The organism is Moorena sp. SIO4E2, assembly GCF_010671945.1.
Classification (GTDB): domain Bacteria; phylum Cyanobacteriota; class Cyanobacteriia; order Cyanobacteriales; family Coleofasciculaceae; genus Moorena; species Moorena producens.
Window position 1 is genome coordinate 1 of sequence record NZ_JAAHIE010000674.1, and the last position, 3,402, is coordinate 3,402.

The window sequence follows — 3,402 nt, forward strand, 5'->3', positions numbered from 1 at the left end:
TATCGAAGTTTAACCCTGTATATAATACAGGGTTAAACTTCGATTCACCTCCTAAGTTACTGATCGCAACATTTATTTGTTCCATATAATCCTCTGGGTTCTTACCATAAGGAACATTAAACAAGTGGTTTTTCCTATTACAAACTAATCCATAAGGGGCTAGACAAATTCTATTAATATTAATATTATTTTCATTTTCATTTTCATTTTCACCTACTTTTCCATGGGTTACACCTAGTCCCTTCAGGTAATAGCCATTATCTTTATACCGATCGTTTAATTTTTTAGTTACATGCTCACATCGTTCTTTTGGTGTCCACCCAGTAAATTCTGTAGTCCTCCAAATAATTATTGGTGGGACTTTTTTTCCAGTTCTTAGTCCAACAGCAGTAGTTGTATATGCTTGTCTGTTGGAATCAAATTCACATCGAAATTCCATTTGTGCAGCAGTTCTTCGAGCTAATAAGTTTTGACCAGTAACAGATTGACCAGTTGTTAGAATAAAGCTAGAACAAGCCAAACCTGCTCCTAAGTATTTTGCAATAAATTTTAAATTCATGCTATACTTATCCTTTTAAAATTAACAAAACTCACCACATACTGGTAGCTCAGGTTCTGGACGCTCAGGTCTTGAAGGTTTATTGTTATAATCTTCTTCTTTTTCCAAATAATATTCTATATAAACAAGGGGAATCCACATTCTTGTTTCTCCTCCGGTATTGTATATAGCCCTAGACTCCGATTCACCTCCTAAGTTCCTGATCGCAACATTTATTTGTTCCATATAATCCTCTGGGTTCTTAGCAGAAGAAGGAACATTAAACAAGTGATTTTTCCTATTACAAACAAATCCATGAGGGGCTAGACAAATTATCTTAATCTTATAAGGCTCAATACCTACTTCTCCATGGGTTACACCTAGTCCCTTCAGGTAATAGCCATTCTGAGCATACTGATAGTTTAATTTTTGAGTTACATGCTCACATCGTTGTTTTGGTGTCAACTCACCAAATTCTGTAGTCCTCCAAATAATTATTGGTGGTACTTTTTTTCCAGTTATTAGTCCAAAAGCAGTAGTTACATATTTTTGTTCGTCGTCATCATATTCACATCGAAATTCCATTTGTGGAGCAGTTCTTCGAGCTAATAAGTTTTGACCAGTAACAGATTGACCAGTTGTTATAATGAAGCTAGAACAAGCCAAACCTGCTCCTAAGTATTTTGCAATAAATTTTAAATTCATGCTATACTTCTCCTTTTAAAATTAACAAAACTCACCACATACTGGTAGCTCAGGTTCTGGACGCTTAAGTCTTGAAGGTATATTGCTAGAATCTTCCTCTAAGTAATCTTCTATAGGAGCAAGGGGAATCCACTTTGTGGTTCGACTGCGGCCATTCTCTATAGGGGAAACTTTCGACTTACCTTCTAAGTCCGTGATAATAGACTCAAGTTGTTTCGTATAATCGTCTACATTCCTACCAAAAGGAAGAGTAAACAATTGGTTTGTACTATTACACGATACGCGATAATAGTCTAGACAAACTAGATCATAGCTACCTATTACGCCATGGGTTACACCTAGTCCCTTCAGGTAATAGCCATTCTGAGCATACCGATAGTTTAATTTTTGAGTTACATACTCACATCGTCTTTTTGCTGTCCACCCACCAAATTCTCTAGTCCTCCAAATCATTATTGGGGGGACTCTTTTTCCAGTTCTTAGTCCAACAGCAATAGTTGCATATTCTTGTTGATTGTAATCAAATTTGCATTCAAATTTTACTTCTGGAATAGTTCTTTGATGACTGACAACAACACCTTCAGAGGATGGATAATTCGGTAGAATAACTCTACCATTGCTATCAGTTAGCTTGAGAACAACTCGATAGTATCCTTGGCTGTTATCAACTGAAGACACAAAGATTATCCAACTTCCTGTTTCAGCCGTATTATCATCCTTAAATTTTTCTCGCTCTCCTACTCCCTCCTGATCAATCGATTTCAGCAACCTGTCATTGGGATCAACTACATATAACTTCAAATTCACCCCAGAATCCGCAACAGGAATCGCCTCTAATTCTATGTCGTAGCCTGAGATTGTTTTGAAATGATACTCATTACAGATTGCTTCTTGAGTTAAGTGACAAGTGGGCGTGTCAGTGAAGCTAATTCTTCCCCAAACAGGTTCAGTAGATTGCAACTCCTGAATTGCCCAAACTGTCTTCCCAAAGCCCAAAAGAGAAATTCCGGTAATGGCAGCGGTAGTAATCCTATGGAACAAGTTGCTCTTCATGAGCAGATATCCGAAAATTTTACAAGGGTTTAACCTAAAGCTTTCGTCAACCTTCGCGACTAATAATATAGTTAGAGTGGAATCAGCGGCAACTAAAGTTTACAATTCTTTACTTTTTAGAGGCTCACTTACTTTTAAATTAAAGAGTTAGTAAGGTTGTTTTAGGGGATATAGAGGCAACCTGGGAGCAGATCAGCTTTGTGGGCTGGGCTTTTGGAACGTAGGTGTGACGCCAAGCGATCGCGACCTAAGGAGCGTCAGCCTTCTCGAAGAGTAACCCAGCACCTGGATCAATGTTGGGTTTTAGGTTTCGTACCGCTTATGGCCAAGCAAGCTACAGCCAAACCTACCTGAATAGGTATATCCAAAACTGACATACTTCCGGAAATCTCGGCTCATAGCCTCTAAATCAATACACCAAGACTTACATAGGGTGGATTTGATGTTAGGAAAAACGATAGGCGGACGCTATCACATTATCGACAAACTTGGCGAAGGTACATACGGTCAGACATGGTTAGCAGAAGACCAACATTTACTGGGCTCTCCCGACTGTGTAGTTAAACAATTGAAGCCTGAGACTACCGACGCCTCTGAGTGGGAGATAGCCAAACGATTATTTGAAGAAGAAGCAAAAACTTTGCAAGAATTAGCCAAAAATGACCTAATTCCGCAAATAATGGCTTATTTAGAAGAAAACGGTCAGCGCTACTTAGTTCAGGAATATATTCAAGGACATGATCTAAGCCAAGAATTGGAGAGAGGGCAAACGTTTAGTGAAACATTAGTTATAGAGCTTTTACAACAAATTTTACAGGCATTAGAAGTTATTCAACAGCATAACCTTATCCACCGCGACATTAAACCGTCTAACTTAATGAGACGTAAGCAAGATGGCAAAGTGGTTCTGATTGACTTTGGAGCCGTAAAAAAGTTGCAACCTGATAACCAGCCTACAGCACCGACTGTTAGGATTGGCACACCAGGCTACATGGCTCCTGAACAAGCCAAGGGTTATCCTAACCTCAGTAGTGATATATACGCAGTGGGAATGATTGGAATCCAAGCACTTACAGGAGAACTGCCCAACACCCTACAATGGGATG

The 3,402-nt window shown here is 38.9% G+C and carries 4 protein-coding genes; 1 reads left to right on the forward strand and 3 read right to left on the reverse strand.

Annotation, left to right across the window (positions count from 1 at the left end):
- The 3 genes from F6K37_RS35195 to F6K37_RS35205 form a co-directional block, all read right to left on the reverse strand.
- Positions 1 to 559: COP23 domain-containing protein (locus F6K37_RS35195; protein WP_287255496.1), on the reverse strand; the 559-nt coding region annotated here is incomplete at its 3' end.
- A 21-nt stretch (positions 560 to 580) separates the two neighbouring features.
- Positions 581 to 1,243 carry a COP23 domain-containing protein gene (locus F6K37_RS35200; protein WP_008187926.1) on the reverse strand — a complete coding sequence of 221 codons (663 nt, stop codon included), beginning with the start codon at positions 1,241 to 1,243 and terminating at the stop codon, positions 581 to 583.
- A gap of 21 nt (positions 1,244 to 1,264) precedes the next feature.
- Positions 1,265 to 2,296, reverse strand: a complete 1,032-nt coding sequence (locus F6K37_RS35205; protein ID WP_008183552.1) for a COP23 domain-containing protein — start codon at positions 2,294 to 2,296, stop codon at positions 1,265 to 1,267.
- 442 nt (positions 2,297 to 2,738) lie between these two features.
- On the opposite strand from F6K37_RS35205, the gene F6K37_RS35210 reads away from it, so the two are divergent.
- Positions 2,739 to 3,402: serine/threonine protein kinase (locus F6K37_RS35210; protein ID WP_287255498.1), on the forward strand; the 664-nt coding region annotated here is incomplete at its 3' end.